Annotated in this window: 17 protein-coding genes; 16 read left to right on the top strand and 1 reads right to left on the bottom strand. The window is 31.7% G+C overall.

Features of this window, described 5'->3' with window-relative positions; genetic code table 11:
• Entirely contained in the window at positions 1-1,065 is a 1,065-nt protein-coding gene (locus DG435_RS07360; protein WP_106792637.1) for a DUF3810 domain-containing protein, read from the bottom strand.
• A 180-nt stretch (positions 1,066-1,245) separates the two neighbouring features.
• Here DG435_RS07360 and DG435_RS07355 point away from each other — a divergent pair, with 180 nt between their 5' ends.
• From DG435_RS07355 to DG435_RS07280, 16 genes are all read left to right on the top strand, one after another.
• Complete coding sequence (locus DG435_RS07355; protein ID WP_106792638.1) at positions 1,246-2,706, top strand: aminoacyl-histidine dipeptidase; 1,461 nt, start codon at positions 1,246-1,248, stop codon at positions 2,704-2,706.
• Between the two features lie 255 nt (positions 2,707-2,961).
• Complete coding sequence (locus DG435_RS07350) at positions 2,962-3,693, top strand: hypothetical protein (protein ID WP_106792639.1); 732 nt, start codon at positions 2,962-2,964, stop codon at positions 3,691-3,693.
• Between the two features lie 95 nt (positions 3,694-3,788).
• Complete coding sequence (locus tag DG435_RS07345) at positions 3,789-4,298, top strand: hypothetical protein (RefSeq protein ID WP_106792640.1); 510 nt, start codon at positions 3,789-3,791, stop codon at positions 4,296-4,298.
• Positions 4,299-4,434: 136 nt separating this feature from the next.
• Positions 4,435-4,875, top strand: a complete 441-nt coding sequence (locus DG435_RS07340; protein WP_106792641.1) for an SRPBCC domain-containing protein — start codon at positions 4,435-4,437, stop codon at positions 4,873-4,875.
• A 69-nt stretch (positions 4,876-4,944) separates the two neighbouring features.
• The gene (locus DG435_RS07335) at positions 4,945-5,460 is read left to right on the top strand and encodes a GNAT family N-acetyltransferase (RefSeq protein ID WP_106792642.1); all 516 of its coding nucleotides are present in this window, start codon (positions 4,945-4,947) and stop codon (positions 5,458-5,460) included.
• Positions 5,461-5,510: 50 nt separating this feature from the next.
• Entirely contained in the window at positions 5,511-6,074 is a 564-nt protein-coding gene (locus tag DG435_RS07330) for a DUF2867 domain-containing protein (RefSeq protein ID WP_106792643.1), read from the top strand.
• 238 nt (positions 6,075-6,312) lie between these two features.
• A complete protein-coding gene (locus DG435_RS07325) occupies positions 6,313-7,161 on the top strand; it encodes an ATP-binding cassette domain-containing protein (protein ID WP_106792644.1) in 849 nt (282 codons plus the stop codon).
• Positions 7,145-7,897, top strand: coding sequence for a hypothetical protein (locus tag DG435_RS07320; protein WP_159025576.1), 753 nt, complete (start codon positions 7,145-7,147; stop codon positions 7,895-7,897). The genes DG435_RS07325 and DG435_RS07320 overlap by 17 nt, the downstream gene beginning before the upstream one ends.
• A gap of 2 nt (positions 7,898-7,899) precedes the next feature.
• Complete coding sequence (locus DG435_RS07315; RefSeq protein ID WP_106792646.1) at positions 7,900-8,280, top strand: GntR family transcriptional regulator; 381 nt, start codon at positions 7,900-7,902, stop codon at positions 8,278-8,280.
• On the top strand, positions 8,267-8,824 hold the full coding sequence (locus tag DG435_RS07310; RefSeq protein WP_106792647.1) for a GIN domain-containing protein: 558 nt from the start codon (positions 8,267-8,269) through the stop codon (positions 8,822-8,824). Before DG435_RS07315 ends, DG435_RS07310 begins: the two co-directional genes overlap by 14 nt.
• Before the next feature lie 50 nt (positions 8,825-8,874).
• Positions 8,875-9,309 carry a DUF6326 family protein gene (locus DG435_RS07305; protein ID WP_106792648.1) on the top strand — a complete coding sequence of 145 codons (435 nt, stop codon included), beginning with the start codon at positions 8,875-8,877 and terminating at the stop codon, positions 9,307-9,309.
• A 172-nt stretch (positions 9,310-9,481) separates the two neighbouring features.
• The gene (locus DG435_RS07300) at positions 9,482-10,204 is read left to right on the top strand and encodes a DUF4386 domain-containing protein (RefSeq protein ID WP_106792649.1); all 723 of its coding nucleotides are present in this window, start codon (positions 9,482-9,484) and stop codon (positions 10,202-10,204) included.
• An 85-nt stretch (positions 10,205-10,289) separates the two neighbouring features.
• On the top strand, positions 10,290-10,742 hold the full coding sequence (locus DG435_RS07295; RefSeq protein ID WP_106792650.1) for a hypothetical protein: 453 nt from the start codon (positions 10,290-10,292) through the stop codon (positions 10,740-10,742).
• A gap of 100 nt (positions 10,743-10,842) precedes the next feature.
• Complete coding sequence (locus tag DG435_RS07290; protein WP_106792651.1) at positions 10,843-11,400, top strand: hypothetical protein; 558 nt, start codon at positions 10,843-10,845, stop codon at positions 11,398-11,400.
• Between the two features lie 249 nt (positions 11,401-11,649).
• Positions 11,650-12,480: a DUF2306 domain-containing protein gene (locus tag DG435_RS07285; protein ID WP_106792652.1), complete on the top strand. Its 831-nt coding sequence runs from the start codon at positions 11,650-11,652 to the stop codon at positions 12,478-12,480.
• A 33-nt stretch (positions 12,481-12,513) separates the two neighbouring features.
• On the top strand, positions 12,514-13,689 hold the full coding sequence (locus DG435_RS07280; RefSeq protein ID WP_108840576.1) for an acyl-CoA dehydrogenase family protein: 1,176 nt from the start codon (positions 12,514-12,516) through the stop codon (positions 13,687-13,689).
• The last annotated feature ends 47 nt before the right edge of the window (positions 13,690-13,736 follow it).

Genomic DNA, 13,736 nt, shown 5'->3' with positions numbered 1-13,736 from the left:
CTATAATCTGGTCTTATAATAATTAACTAATAAAGCTACGACATAACTATAGGTTTCCATACCATCAGGTTGGTTATTAGCTTTTAAATAACTATCATAAGTACTTTTAAAAATGGGTTCCAGGGGATTTTCATAAGATTCCCAGAACTCATTTACTTCAATATAATTTCTTCTAATACCGGGTCTTAATTTTTCGATAAGACAGATTGCTTTTTCTTCATTACGAAGATAAAGATCGTTTAGGCAAAATTTTAAAGCAAAGGTAGCTCCACTATAGTTAAAATATACATCATCATAATTCATTGTGGTCAATGCAGCTATAAAATTGGCTTCATTTTCTTTGGCAAATCCTAATTGATGTGCTTCTTCATGGCAACTTGTGGTAGGCGCCTTGTAATTAAGTATTAATCCGTTTACTTGCGCTTCATTGGTAATAGGATTTAAATACCCACTAAACCCCATGTAGGTTAGAGGAAGACTTAATATAGATGTTTTAATACTCTTAGGGTGATATTGTAATACAGGAAATATTTGATGTAACTGATCGTAAGCAGGAATTGTTTTTTGAAATATTTCTTCTTTAGAATATGGTATTCGTATAGGTAGGGAATCGTTGGATTCTAGTTGCAGATGTAAAGAATTGGCTTGAACTATTAATTTTTCTGAAACGTCAATCAGTTCTTCTTCGCTATATTCATCATCTAATTGTAATATCTCATGTAAGGGTAATCTATAATAATTCATTCCCCAAAGAATATGAAAACATGCATACACAATTGATAAAGTAGCGCCAATATCCAATACTATTTCCTTCCATAACAAATGCTTCTTAAATACCTTTTTAAATAAAAAACGTATTAGCATAATAATTAAAACGCAGTATAAAATATCCCCAAAAGAAAATGGAAGCCATCCAAATACATATCGCAAAGCCTTGGAGATATAAACAAACAAGCCATTACTATATAATTTTTCTATAACTTCAGGAAAAAAAGAAAAGATTTTAATCAGAATGATTTGAACAGGAAGTAATATTGTGAGATAAAGTTTTGTCTTAGATTGCATGGGATAAAGATATTTACAATTCTCAATTTAGAATGAAGAATTAAGAGTTTTTTTAGGATCTATTTGTTTGACTTTAGAAACTTTATGACTTTGACAGCTCTAAGCTTTGATACTTGATTTAAAATTTAGAATTTTGCTAAATATCTATAATATAACGCTGACAATATTTAAACATCAATTATGAATTCAGAAATAAGAAGCCTTGAGCCTAAAGTGATATGGAATAAATTTGCAGATCTTAATGCGGTTCCAAGACCTTCAAAAAAAGAAGAACGTGTCATTGCGTTTATGAAAGATTTTGGAGAATCATTAGGATTAACTACCGAGATAGACAAGGTTGGTAATGTTCTAATTAGAAAACCAGCTACTTCGGGAATGGAAGATCGAAAAGTGGTAGTGATGCAATCTCACCTGGATATGGTACATCAAAAAAATACAGATACCGATTTTGATTTTGATACCCAAGGTATAGAAATGTATATCGATGAAGATTGGGTAAGAGCCAAAGGAACAACTCTTGGTGCCGATAATGGATTAGGAGTAGCTACTATTATGGCAATTCTGGAATCTACAGATATTGCACATCCTGCTATCGAGGCATTATTTACCATTGATGAAGAAACAGGAATGACAGGAGCTATGGGATTAGAAGGAGGATGGTTACATGGGGATATATTATTAAACCTGGATACCGAGGAAGATGATGAAATAGGAGTTGGTTGTGCTGGCGGAATTGATGTTACAGCAAAAAGAAATTATAAAGAAGAACCGGTTGCAGATGGTAAAGTAGGGTATACTATTGCTATTACAGGACTTAGTGGAGGGCATTCTGGTATGGATATTCATAAAGGATTAGGGAATGCTAATAAAATAATGAATAGACTTTTATTTGATGGTTTTGAGAATTTTGGCTTACAAATTAGTGAAGTAAAAGGAGGAAGCTTACGTAATGCAATCCCAAGAGAAAGCTTCGCTATAATTGTAGTAGATGCAGTACAGGCAAAAGCTTTTGAATTCGAAATAGGAGAGTTATCTAAAACAATCCAGAATGAACTTTCTATCGCCGATCCTGATCTTACTATAGAAATTAATACTACAGATCTACCAGCACAGGTAATGGAGTTAGGTGTTCAGGAAGGAGTAATAAAGGCATTATATGCTGCACATAATGGAGTGTATACTATGAGCGCTTCAATCTCTGACTTGGTAGAAACCTCTAATAACATTGCTAAAATAACAATAGGAAAAGGAGATATCACTATCGAATGTCTAACCCGAAGCAGTGTAGAATCTTCTAAGTTGGATCTTGCAAACAAGTTGAGAGCTACTTTTGAGTTAATAGGATGTGAAGTAACCACTAGTGGGGATTATCCCGGTTGGGCTCCTAATATGAATTCTCCAATATTAAAAGTAATGGATGAATTGTATCAAAACCTTAATGGCGAAAAAGCACATGTAGCTGCCTGTCATGCAGGATTAGAATGTGGTATCCTGGGGCAGAATTATCCGGATATGGATATGATATCGTTTGGACCAACAATCTTGGGAGCACACTCACCAGACGAAAGAACAAGTATCTCGTCGGTACAAAAATACTGGAAATTCGTAAAAGAAATCTTAAAGGAAACTCCAAAGAAATAGTATTCATCTTTTGGCTATAATTGCCAATTAATGAATTGATATATAAACCTATCTTACTTATGCAAGGACACGACGTCTCAGATAAGTAAGATAGGTTTATTGGTTTATAGAAGTATATATTAAGATCATATTATACTGACTCTAATTCATTGTTGTAGAATTTTCTTACCATTTTCACTTGAATTAGTTACTTTTAAACTACAGTAGAAAACATCTCTTGTCTTTTTTTAATTAAATAATTAGTACAAAATTATTATGAGTCATCTTAAAATAGTGGAGGCAAAAAATATAGTAGCAACTCTAATCGTAATGAGTGTATTGGGGTGTAGTAATTCACAGACGAATAAAAAAACATCTTCGATTTTTGTAGATACAACAAAAACAATAGCTAGAGATAGTTTATATACTAATAAGAGCATAAACCTTTCTGATGATAAGGAGAATGATATTGATAAAATAGAAACAGAAATAAGTATTAAAAATAAGTCTGACTATTCAGATAAATTTATTGATGGACTCAAAAAATTAAGAGAGAAGAAGATCACACTTTCGGATAATCTATTGATTTTAAATGACACCGATACTATTTATTTTCCAGAAACTCCAGAAATAGGTCGTCGAATAACATTAACAGGTAAAAAAGGTAATCTTGCAGTTGCTGTTATAATTAAGAGATTTAACTATACTACAATCGATTATAAAATAGAGATGACAGAATTTGGGAAATCAAATCATACTCAAAATGGAAAAGCTGATATAGCTTCAAGCTTCTATTTAGGAGATGAATCCGATACAAGTGATAAAACTGGTATTTCTTATTTTTCTACAGAATTTACAGATCTAAGAGAAAATGATTGTTATGCTTATATTCGGCTGGGGTATGAAAAAGAAACGGGACCTTATTTACTTGGGAAAATAATAAAGAATTGTAATGAAAAACTATCGGATATAGATCTTGACAATTTTCCAATATTAATAGAAAAATAGGATATATAAAAATGGTAATAACAACCTGTCATAGATATCTCTGAAAATAAAAATTCATAAAAAAAAGGTTGTAATGTGTTAGTTGAAAGTGTATTATGGGAAAAAACAAAAAGATAAGTAGTGGTGTAAAAGTTGGGCTTATAGCTATTACGATTAATATTATTACTGTTGCAGTTTATATCTATCAAACAAATCTAATGCAAAAACAGCAACATGCTTCAGTATGGCCGTATTTGGAATGGAGAATTATTTATAACCAGGATGATGGGGTAGTGTTGAAAGTCCGTAACAATGGCGTTGGTCCTGCAATAATTAACAAAGCAGCTATAAAACTGAATAATAATCCTGTTCCGGTGTTAGATTCTTTATTTTCTAAACTTCTTGGAACTACTCAATTTCCGCATCTGACAGCAGAAGTTCAGAACCGGGTTTTACCAGCAGGAGAATCAATAAACATGATAAAAGTTGTTGATCCAAAATGGGCCGAACTTCTTTATGCAAAAGTGAACGAAAGTAATTTTGAAATGAAAATATGCTACGAATCCATTTACGAGGATCAATGGGTATGTACAGGGACTATTGTTAAAGAATCTAGATGTAATTAAAACCTTTTAATAAAGGCTCTTATTTTAACTTTAAAATATATAATATCAAAAGTTTATTTCATTAGAAAATGATAAGAAAAGCAAAAGCTGCTCAATAGAGGAGAAAATAAAATACATAATCAAAATATTTTGTCATATGAAAAATACAGACGCACCAATTGTAGTAGAAGAAACTTATATGACAACACCAAAAAATGTTTGGAAAGCCATAACAGAATTAGACCAAATGAAAAAATGGTTTTTTGAACAAATTGAATCGTTTGAAGCAAAAGAAGGATTTAAAACACAATTTGTTGTCGAGGTCGAAAATCGAACGTTTACACACCTTTGGAAGATAACAGAAGTAGTACCAAATCAGAAGATAAAATATAGTTGGAGATATAAAGAATATAGCGGAGATTCATTTGTAACATTTGAATTGTTTAAAAATGAGAATCATGTAAAACTTAGGTTGATGACCGAAATAATAGACAGTTTTCCGCCTGATATTCCAGAATTTGCACGAGAGAGCTGTATAGGAGGCTGGGAATACTTTATTAAAAGTAGTTTAAAAGAATATTTAATGTCAAAAAAATAAGTGTAGAATGAAAACTACCTCTATAGATTACCATATCATTGCTTGGGTTTATCAATAACTTAATGAATTATGGATAATAGAGAAATTAAAATAAGACAGCTTAAAGAATCAGATAAATTACAAATGGCAAAACTTGCCAATAATAGTAATATATCAAATAATCTAAGAGATTATTTTCCTAATCCTTATGATGAAGAGGATGCTACATCCTTTATTGAGATGACAATACAACAGGACCCTGTAGTAAGCTTCGGGATTGAGTTTAGAGGTAAACTTTGTGGAGTTATATCTCTTATGTTACAAAATGATATATATAGAAAATCAGCAGAAATAGGGTATTGGCTTGGAGAACCTTATTGGGGTAAAGGGATTACTACAAAAGCTGTAGACCAGATAACCGAATATGGATTTGAAAAATTAAACCTGATTAGAATATATGCAGGAATTATTGAATATAACACTACTTCAATGAGGGTTCTCGAAAAAAGCGGGTTTAAAAAAGAAGGAATATTCCAAAAGGCAATTATTAAGAATGATAAAATTTGGGATGAACATAGGTATTATATCTTAAATAAAAAGATGTAGTAGTATGTTATAACAATAGTAAATAATAATGTGACTTCAGATTTTAAAAAATGAAAATAATAGAGATAGAACTAAATAAAGAATACCTGATTGCTAAACAAAGTAAGGAAGTAAGTTATTGTGATGTTTTTCAATTGAGAACCACAGTATTAAATGAAGTGCCTAAACCAAAAGATTGTATGGTAGCATTCTTTAAATCCTTCTCACCGTTTTTTACGAAACTATTACTCTCTAGAGAGAAAATAGCCAAAAAAATGGGACTAAAAACAGCAACTAAACTAACTCATACAGAAAGAGAAGCATATTTGAACGAATTTGAAGGTAATATTGGGGATAGTATTGCAATATTCGATGTACTGGATAAGAATGATATAGAACTGTTAACAGGACAGACAGACAAACATTTAGATTTTAAACTATCTTTTATTAGTTATAAAGAGGGGGAAGACACGATAATAGAACTAGCAACCGTAGTGAAAATACATAATACCCTAGGAAAAATGTATTTCTTTTTTGTGAAACCATTTCATCGATATTTTATGAAAAAAATATTTAAAAAAATGGAAAAAGAATTGTTGTTTATAGAAAAAAAGAAAGCCCATAAGACAGCATAATGATCTTTTCTCACTTTAAAAATTCTATAAAAATTGGAATATTAAATTAAAAGGCCGTCAATTTTCGATAGTATAATTCTAAAAATGTAATATTCCGAAAACCTTTACTATACCTGGTCTAAGCATTGTTTTGGTTTTAATAGGTTAACTAGCAGATAATCAATAAAATAAAAAATCTTTGGTTTATTGATTTCTCTTAGATATATTTGCAGTGTACTAGATAACTAATACACTAGCCATGATTCAAATTAAAGACTTACGGTTCTATTACCCAAAAAGCAAAATAATCCTGGATAATATCACTTTAGATTTTATCCCGGGAAACATTTATGGACTTTTTGGTAAGAATGGTGAAGGAAAGAGTACATTAATGAAGATAATGACCGGATTGTTATTTCCAAAAGCAGGTTATTATCGGGTTTTGGGTGAAAATATTTCAGGAAGAAATGTAAAATGTCTTCAGGATATTTTTATGGTACCAGAAGATTTTGAGTTACCAGGACTTAAGATTTCTACTTATGAACAAGTAAATTCTCCTTTTTATCCAAGGTTCTCTCGAGATCAATTTTATAAACTAATAGAAGAGTTTAAGCTCTCGACCGATGAAAACATATCAACTCTTTCTTTTGGTAATAAGAAGAAAGTACTTATTGCATTTGGAATTGCAACAAATACAAAGCTCCTGCTTATGGATGAGCCAACTAATGGGTTGGATATTCCATCAAAAAGTCAATTTAGGAAGATTATGGCTCTGGCGGTTGATGAGGGGAAATGTATTATTATTTCTACTCACCAGGTTCGGGATTTACATAGCTTGATAAATCATGTAGTGATATTGGATCAATCCAAAGTAGCATTTGATCAGCCATTGTCTAATGTTTCTGAACATTTATGGTTTGGAAAACCTAGGAGAGATACAAAAGAGTCTATTATTTATTCTGAAACATCTTTTGGAGGAAAAGCTATGCTTTTTAGAGAAGATAGAGATGAGACAGAAGTGGATCTAGAATTATTATTTAATGCCGTTTTAAGTGAATCTAATAGAATTAATAATGCCTTAAATACATTTCATGATGGAACAATTTAACATTAAGAGAATAGGCAGTTTTATATATAGAGATATCATACTTCTTAAGGGAGCAATACTTACTACTTTATCTGTTGCCAGTGCTATTTTTTTTATTGTCTTTTTGTTTAGTTTACGAGGGGACCATCAGATTTCGAGTGGCGAATTTATGAGCATATTCGGTAAGTTTTATATAGCGTTAGGAGTACTATTTATTTTTTCAACTTTTAAAGAAGCGCATAACCAAAAATCAAACCATCTATATTTTTCATTACCCGTTTCATCTTATGAAAGAATAGCTGCAGCCTGGCTTAGTACTTTTGTGGTATATACTCTTGTGTTTTCAATCCTTGGTTTTTTGGTTGGGCAAATAACAATTATATTGGGCAGTATGTTTTCTGAAACCAATTTTCACCTGTTGCCTATATTTTCAGAAAGCTACTGGCAGCTGGTTAAGGTTTATTTTGTTATACAACCCGTATTTCTTTATGGTGCTATTGCATTTAATAAAAATAGAGTGGGAAAAACATTACTTGTAGTTGTATTACTTGTTTTTGGGTTGATAGTACTCAATATGATGCTTTTCGGGATGCTCAATTACGGGTATGATGTATTTTCGGGAGAAGGACTAGCCTCAGAAGCATTTGATAAAACTGGACAAGATTTTTCTGGAATGGGAAAAGGGTTTTTTATGGGCATTTTTGTGCCGCTAATGCTATTAGCAAGTTATTTTAAGATAGTTGAAAAGGAAGTATAAGGATGGATTTTGATGACAGCAAACCTATTTATTTACAAATCGTAGATTTTTTCTATGAGAATATACTTGTAAAAAGATGGCAGGAGGATGAAAGAATACCTTCTGTGAGAGAGATTGCTGTTATGGTAGAGGTAAATCCTAATACCGCAATAAGAGCTTTTACCTATTTGCAGGAACAAGAGGTAATCTATAACAAAAGAGGGATAGGGTATTTTGTTTCAGAAAATGGATACAACAAGGTTCTCGATATTAAAAGAAAAGAATTTATGGAAGAACTTCTTCCTGATATATTTAAAAAAATGGGACTGCTTGATATAAAATTTGAAGAAGTAAAAGACTCATTTAATCAATATCTAAATAATATAGATCATGAAGACAAGTAACTGGATTGTAATAGTCGCATTAGGAGCTGTTATTCTTTTTTTTCTGGCTTTCCAGTTTTCTATACATGATAATGTGAGGAAAGGAGAACTTCTAGAGAATGCAATTCAATATACCGAGAATATGATATCTGAAACAAGAATTGTTTCTGCGTTTAGCAAGATATCAGTTAGTCATGGTATTGAAGTTTTTTTTAAACAAGATAGCATAACTGAAGTAAAAGTAGAAGCCTCAGAAAATTTAATGACCCATATTAAAACCGAAGTGAAGGATAAAAAATTAATCATAGAAAAAACAAAGAGAGAGGAAAAAGGAGATACAGTGAGAATATTTGTTTCTAATCATCAATTGGATTCACTACAAGTGAGCTCAGAATCATATTTCGAAACAAAAGGAGCAGTTTCCGGAAAAGATTTAATACTGGAATTTACAGATGATAGTAATGGAAATCTCGAACTGTTATATGAGTCGGTTAAATGCTCTGCTACTCCTGGATCTAATGTGAAATTAAAAGGAAATACAAATGAAATTGATTTCTCTAACTAATCAATAGAGAAGAAAATTAAATTATTATCATTAATCAAAAAACGAACATTATGGATTTAATCAAAAAAAACAGAATATTAGAAGATTACAAAATCAATATAAAACTAAAACTTTCTGCCTTGTGGACCTCACTTGTTGTGTGTTATATTTATGGAGATTTTTTCTCTTTATTCGTTCCAGGAGCAATAGAAGACATGATAGCTAAAGTCACCCCTATTGGTGAGACAACTCCTACTATAATTCTAGCTTTTGCAATAAGTATGGCTATTCCTGCAATGATGATTTCATTGTCTCTATTACTAAAACCAAACATAAATCGCTGGTTAAATATCATTGTTGGTAGCCTTTACACTATTATAATGGTTCTTACGATGATAAACCCTACACCCTGGACAATATACTATATGTTTTTGGGGGTAATAGAAATCGCTCTGAGTTTATTAATCATTCGCTATGCCTTGAAATGGCCTAAGCAAGAAGCTTAGAAACAACATACATAATAAATCAAAGTAGTTATGTAGATGTAGAATACACATTTCATTCTATAACCTAACTATATAAATAAGCAGTATTAAGTATAGATATTACTTTTTACTACAGGAATTTTGTTCTCAATATTTTCAAAAGGCAATTATCATCAATCAAAAAACAAACATTATGAGTTTAATAAAAAACGAAGATTATCATGCACAAAATAGGACTGCAAGAATAGCAGGACTAGTTTATTTAAGTGTTGTATTAAGTGGAATCTTTAATCTAGTGTATGTACCCTCAAAACTTATAGTATGGGATGATGCCTCGATTACATTTAACAATATAGCTACATCAGAACTGTTATTTCGAATGGGGATTTTAAGTGGATTGATTAGCTATGTATGTTATATAATGTTACCGATAGTTTTATACAAATTGCTTAAACCAGTTCATAAAAATTCTGCAATATTAATGGTAGTATTTGCTATCATTAGTGTTCCTATTTCTTATTTGAATATACAAAACAAAGTTGATATTCTTTCATTAATTGGTAATGCAGAATATCTTAAAGTGTATACTACAGAACAGTTACAAGCACAGGTAATGCTGCTTTTGGAGTCTTATCATAATGGAATTCTTATTGTTGAGGTATTTTGGGGACTTTGGCTCTTTCCTTTTGGGTATCTGGTTTTTAAATCAGGTTTTCTTCCTAAAACGTTAGGTATTTTGTTGATGATCGGCTGTTTTAGTTACTTGATAGCGGTATGTGGAGAATTACTTTTTCCTAATTACAAAATCCCCTCCTTTGTTATGCTTCCTGCCAGTATAGGAGAAATAGGTTCTTGTCTGTGGCTACTAATCATGGGCACAAAAAAAGACAAATCAACGTATGTATCTAACAGCTAAAATACATATATCTAGATAAAATTTTTAAAACCTGAATATTTTAAGTTTTAAGAAATCATCATCATCAATCAAAAAACGAACAATTATGAAATCAAAAGACGCTGTCACAAACACGTTGGAAAACGAGTCTGTGAAAATTAAAAAAGTACCAAAGTTCTATATGTATGCTATGAGAGCTATTTATCTCCTTACCTTTTTTACTTTGGGGCATAGTACATGGACAGAAATTATTAACCCTAGCGAAGTTTGGGGTCCTTATGATGGAGTTACCTATAGTTTTTGGGCTGCGTATGCTACTTTGATGGGCTTAGGAATACGATATCCTTTAAAAATGCTGCCTTTACTATTACTGCAATTATTTTATAAGTCGGTATGGGCCATAGGTATTGCATATCCTTTATGGTCTTCTGGTCAACTAGATTCGACCTCAGAAGAATTTCTCAAACCATTTCTTATGGCAATTCCTATTGACCTTATCGTTATCCCTTGGGGATATGTGTTTAAAAACTATATAAAGGAGCTTTTTAAATTTAGATAGCCTATATCACACTTTTTTTGTCTGTTTCTAACTTCTTTTTGATAGAAGTTAGAAGCTTGAGACTTATCATCAATCATCATCAATCAGAAAACGAATAGTTATGAAATCAAATGAAAAAAAGAAGTTAGAAATTCGAATCTATTTTACTGGAATAATAACTCTATTGGTAGGAACACATCTAATTTGGGACTATTATCATGGGGGAGTGCCAACCCATCATATTCTTCATCGTGCGGACTTACCAGGTATATCAAATTGGTGGAGTATCATTGCTCTACCTATACTAATCTGGTATCTGTTATATCGCATTCATCGAAGAATAGTTAATAACGAAAAGTTGAGAGTGCACCAAAACATGACTAATATCCTTTATAGATTTATTGGAGCTCTTTTATTTGGAATGTTGATTTCTCTCTTTTTTACGCTTGATATGGATTTTCCAAAGTATATGATGATTGGATTATTTCTAATATCATTTTTCATTCCATTATACAGGTCTGAGTACCTACTTGGTTTTATCATTGGAATGACATACACTTTCGGAGGAATTCTACCAATAGGAATAGGAGTTTTATTGACTATTGTATTTGTAATTACCTACAAACTTGTGAGAGGCGGTATCTTATACCTTGTATCAAAAAAGGTAAGAACAAGCTAACTTTAATGAAAAGGGAATAGATTAAGAAACCGATCCTACAAACACGGTTAATAATCTTATTGGCAATTTTTGACCGCAGTATAAGAATGATTTAATTCCTTCCAATAGTCTTAATCAATTATTTCTAACAGTACGAACTTATTATTAAAGAACAAATGACTGCTATTCTATAATCAAAGAAAGTCTTTCATATTAAATATTAAAAAAACAAGTGTTAATCATATCATCATCAATCAAAAAACGAATAAAATGAAATCAGAAAATAGTAGTGCCAGTATAGCACGACCTAAAACGGTAAAAGCAGATAGAGCTCTGGGAACTGCAGTGACGTTTTGGTTCCTTGTAGCCGTTATTGGTCAATGGATCTTTGCATATTATGTAACTTTCTTTTATGGTAGTTCTGCAGTACATGGAGATTTTGAGAAATGGAATGAAGTTCTTCCTCATGGATATATTCCTGGTGAAACCATGGGGAATTTAGCCGTTGCCTTGCATATTGTATTAGCGATCATTATTATAGTAGGTGGGCCACTTCAATTTATTCCTCAGATTCGTATCCATGCTCGTGCTTTTCATCGATGGAATGGCCGTATTTATATCTTCACTGCATTATTGATTAGTGTTGATGGGCTTTACATGATTTGGATTCGCGGTAATATAGGCGGACTTGTTGGTCAGGTAAGTGTTAGTATTAATGCTTTTTTGATTATGTTTTTTGCTATTATGTCTTGGCGCACAGCCGTTGCTCGTGATTTTAATACCCACAGACGATGGGCACTTAGGTTGTTTTTGGTATCTAATGGTGTCTGGTTTTTTCGTATCGGATTAATGTTTTGGCTTTTTATTAATGGTGGCCCAGTTGGTTTTGATCCAGAGACGTTTCAGGGGCCGTTTCTCGTATTCCTAGGGTTTGGTCAATTTCTAGTGCCACTAGCCATTCTAGAACTCTATCTTCGAGCACAAGATCGAAGTGGTACTACAGGTAAGTTTGCTATGACGACCCTTCTTTTTTTTCTGACCATCATAACCGGTATTGGGATTTTTGCTGCAACCATGAGCATGTGGCTTCCGCGTCTGTAAAGTTTGCTTATAATCACTAATCAATATTTAGAAATGAAGAACATGATAATAGATAATCAAGAAGTTATTAGAAAAACCGAACTTGAAAAAGTGTGCGATAAACTCTATGAAGTTGAGAAGACCAAAAACTATAAAGAATTCTATGTGTTTATAAAAACAACAAGACTACCCTTTATTCCTTGTCATGAGAAAAATACAGAAATAGTTTATCAAGAATGCTTCAGAATTTTGCACAGGATTGGTGAAATATCAATTCCCGTGTCTGTTGCTTTATCTATGCATTATTATATTCTGGCATCATTATCTTCTTTCCCTTTTTCGAAGAAAAGTATACAATATTGGAAAAGAGAAGTTTTACTAAAAAAGATAGAAAAAGACCAAATATTGATTGCCAATACCGGATCGGTACGAACTTTTAAAGAGACTTCTGGTAACAAAGGTATAGTGGCGCAAAAAAAAAGAAACGTTTATATAATAAATGGTCGATCCCCATATATGTCATTATCTGGTGTAGCCGATTATTTAGTATTCACAGCAACATTAACTAATGGAACTAAGGCAGTATTTTTTCTACCTGCAAATGATGATAAAATTGAATTTGAAGAAGCTGTATTTGGAGATACAATGAAAGGATCGTTTACAAAATCAGTTACGTTCAAAAATTTAGTAGTGAGTAGTACCAATGTTATTAAATTGGATACTACAAATGAAGAAAGATGTGAACTTTTGATTTATCAAAGATCATGGTTCCAGGCACTGGTGCCTGGTTCTTATTTGGGAGCAGCGTTCTGTGTGATTTCGCATTTAAAAGCGTTTAGTCAAAAAAAGATTAAAAATGATAAAAAATTATCTGAGTCAGATAACTTCCTTGATAGTCTTGGGGAGTTAATGATAAAATACAAAACGGGATATATGCTATGTGAGAACGCAGGAACTAAACTAGCAAATTTTGAAAAAGGAAATAAGGCATCATTAGACAAAATATTTGAGGCCTCTGTAGTAGCAAAGTATTTTTCGACACATTTTTCTGAAGAAATTATTAATAAGGTAAGGTATATAATGGGGTCAAAATTTTTATCACCCAATTCCTTAACAAATAAAATTTATAAAGAGATAGTATATGGAGTTTTACAACCCATGACCGATATAGATATAAAGGCACATTTTGGTAAATCAGTAATGAACAATACGAGCTGTGATTTTTTATAATATTTGAAGTGCAACAAAAAACACATGATAATGTGCAACCTTTTTTT

Source organism: Aquimarina sp. Aq78 (assembly GCF_900299525.1).
Classification (GTDB): Bacteria; Bacteroidota; Bacteroidia; order Flavobacteriales; family Flavobacteriaceae; genus Aquimarina.
This window is presented reverse-complemented; position numbering and strand designations above follow the sequence as displayed.

Excerpts from the sequence above, each read along its gene's own strand:
- DG435_RS07360 (WP_106792637.1), bottom strand. The coding sequence starts at position 1,065 with ATGCAATCTAAGACAAAACTTTATCTCACAATATTACTTCCTGTTCAA.
- DG435_RS07355 (WP_106792638.1), top strand. The coding sequence starts at position 1,246 with ATGAATTCAGAAATAAGAAGCCTTGAGCCTAAAGTGATATGGAATAAA.
- DG435_RS07350 (WP_106792639.1), top strand. The coding sequence starts at position 2,962 with ATGAGTCATCTTAAAATAGTGGAGGCAAAAAATATAGTAGCAACTCTA.
- DG435_RS07345 (WP_106792640.1), top strand. The coding sequence starts at position 3,789 with ATGGGAAAAAACAAAAAGATAAGTAGTGGTGTAAAAGTTGGGCTTATA.
- DG435_RS07340 (WP_106792641.1), top strand. The coding sequence starts at position 4,435 with ATGAAAAATACAGACGCACCAATTGTAGTAGAAGAAACTTATATGACA.
- DG435_RS07335 (WP_106792642.1), top strand. The coding sequence starts at position 4,945 with ATGGATAATAGAGAAATTAAAATAAGACAGCTTAAAGAATCAGATAAA.
- DG435_RS07330 (WP_106792643.1), top strand. The coding sequence starts at position 5,511 with ATGAAAATAATAGAGATAGAACTAAATAAAGAATACCTGATTGCTAAA.
- DG435_RS07325 (WP_106792644.1), top strand. The coding sequence starts at position 6,313 with ATGATTCAAATTAAAGACTTACGGTTCTATTACCCAAAAAGCAAAATA.
- DG435_RS07320 (WP_159025576.1), top strand. The coding sequence starts at position 7,145 with ATGATGGAACAATTTAACATTAAGAGAATAGGCAGTTTTATATATAGA.
- DG435_RS07315 (WP_106792646.1), top strand. The coding sequence starts at position 7,900 with ATGGATTTTGATGACAGCAAACCTATTTATTTACAAATCGTAGATTTT.
- DG435_RS07310 (WP_106792647.1), top strand. The coding sequence starts at position 8,267 with ATGAAGACAAGTAACTGGATTGTAATAGTCGCATTAGGAGCTGTTATT.
- DG435_RS07305 (WP_106792648.1), top strand. The coding sequence starts at position 8,875 with ATGGATTTAATCAAAAAAAACAGAATATTAGAAGATTACAAAATCAAT.
- DG435_RS07300 (WP_106792649.1), top strand. The coding sequence starts at position 9,482 with ATGAGTTTAATAAAAAACGAAGATTATCATGCACAAAATAGGACTGCA.
- DG435_RS07295 (WP_106792650.1), top strand. The coding sequence starts at position 10,290 with ATGAAATCAAAAGACGCTGTCACAAACACGTTGGAAAACGAGTCTGTG.
- DG435_RS07290 (WP_106792651.1), top strand. The coding sequence starts at position 10,843 with ATGAAATCAAATGAAAAAAAGAAGTTAGAAATTCGAATCTATTTTACT.
- DG435_RS07285 (WP_106792652.1), top strand. The coding sequence starts at position 11,650 with ATGAAATCAGAAAATAGTAGTGCCAGTATAGCACGACCTAAAACGGTA.
- DG435_RS07280 (WP_108840576.1), top strand. The coding sequence starts at position 12,514 with ATGAAGAACATGATAATAGATAATCAAGAAGTTATTAGAAAAACCGAA.